The organism is Anaerococcus lactolyticus ATCC 51172, from assembly GCF_000156575.1.
Classification (GTDB): domain Bacteria; phylum Bacillota; class Clostridia; order Tissierellales; family Peptoniphilaceae; genus Anaerococcus; species Anaerococcus lactolyticus.
Genome location: NZ_GG666046.1, coordinates 423504 through 425352, shown reverse-complemented (window position 1 = coordinate 425352; position 1849 = coordinate 423504). Strand labels below are relative to the sequence as shown.

Genomic DNA, 1849 nt, shown 5'->3' with positions numbered 1-1849 from the left:
CAAGGGACTATTATGTTATTTCATCTTTAGATGATTTTTCTACATTATCATTTATTCTTTCTTCTAAAATTTCCATTATGTTTAATCTTATTTCTTCATCATTTAACATTTTTATTAACTTATAAAATTCATATTTCGTTAGATCCTTACTTTCTTCAAAAATACTTTCAAACACTGTACCTTTTTCTATAAGTCTTTTGTTTCTTGCTTTTCTTTCTTGTTCATTAAGTTTTTTCTTCAATTGTCTTTTTTGATTTTGTAATTGCTTAATGCTTTCTTCTTTCTTTTCGATCTGTTCTTCAATACTTAATCTTTTACTTGTCATAATGTGTCCTTTCTTACAATAAAAAAACGACTAGAGATTTATTTCTAATCGTTTTTCAGCTTAGTGTTTTAATACAACTTGTTTTGTTGCTTCTATTTTTTTATCTGACCATATTACAATTTCTTTTAGAAAAGCCGGACACAAAAGACACACAGCATCGGCAACTCGACACATTTCTTGATACCATGAGCTATAAGAGAATACGGATTGTAACCGCAAAGGCAAAAGAGATTAAGGATGTCTAAGAAAGCAATAAACCGACAGTGTAATGAACCACTGTCGGTTTATTTTATTTCTTATGTTTTGAAATACTCAACATCATCCAAAGAAGAAACTGAATAAAAAAACAAATTGCTATCTGATAATTTCTTATTCTAAGAATGAAGTACAATGAGGACAAAAACGTAGTAAACATAGCTATTATCACTAGCATATTTCTGAACTTTTCTAATCTACGTTTACGCAACATAAAGCCTCCAAACTCTCTTACAATTATTTATTGCAAGGTTTAATGTAGTAACTCCACCAATGGCTGTACCTGCCGCGGTAGCAGCTTCACCCGCTGTCAAGCCACCATCTAAATATGTCAAAACCGACCATAAAACAGTTCCACTACCTGAGGCTAAAACCGCTAATTCAGCAGCATTTAATGTATCAACTGCTTCAATATATCTATCGATAGCATCCTTATCACTTGATAAATACCTTATAGCATAAGTATCTTTATTTCTTTACATTATTTTTTATTGCTATTAGTTCAATCTTTGTCTTATCTTATATACATTATCCTGCAGGAAGTCCTATCAATAATTGGACAGCACATATAACTATAAATACAACTAATAAAGCTAAAGAAATTTTGATTACTACTGAGCCAATATTATTATTATTATTTAATCCCATGATGCATATCCTTTTTTATTTGAGCTTGAAAACCATAAACTGCAAGTTTTAGATCTTGAGAATACTTCCATTCCTACAGGATCAATTCCTATAAATGCTCTACAATCAAAATTACACACAACATAAGGATCCTTAACACTTGAAGAAGTATTCACTTCCCAAAATTTCGAAGAATAAGTTGGAGAACCATACAATGGTGTTCCATTAGATTTGAATCTTCCCACTGCATTACATGTCACTAAATTATACAGTCCAGTTATATGCTTAATATACGATGTACTTTTAACTTTGTAAGTAGAGCTACTGTTATATAGGATATCATTTCCAGAAAACCTTCTTATTTCATTGCCTATTTCTTCAGTTCTTGTTCTTACACCTAATAACAAATTATCACTTATTTTAACTTCTTGAATACTTTCATTTATACCGTTTCCTAAGCTATCATAATATGATTTTACTTCAGGTGTATCATTTTTTAATTTTTCGAATCCTTCTTGGATATTTAACTCCAAGCTCTGAAGCTCTTCTACGTTCAAGTCTATTTTATCTGCTATTTCTGCTAACTGCTCTTTTTTATTATATTCACCATTTGAATCTAAATCCGCCGCATAAGCTGGAATA

2 protein-coding genes are annotated in these 1849 nt (G+C 30.3%); both read right to left on the bottom strand.

Features of this window, described 5'->3' with window-relative positions; all coding sequences use genetic code 11:
- Positions 1 to 10: 10 nt before the first annotated feature.
- Complete coding sequence (locus HMPREF0072_RS06610; protein WP_004828555.1) at positions 11 to 325, bottom strand: DUF3847 domain-containing protein; 315 nt, start codon at positions 323 to 325, stop codon at positions 11 to 13.
- An 893-nt stretch (positions 326 to 1218) separates the two neighbouring features.
- Positions 1219 to 1849: hypothetical protein (locus tag HMPREF0072_RS06600; protein WP_004828550.1), on the bottom strand; the 631-nt coding region annotated here is incomplete at its 5' end.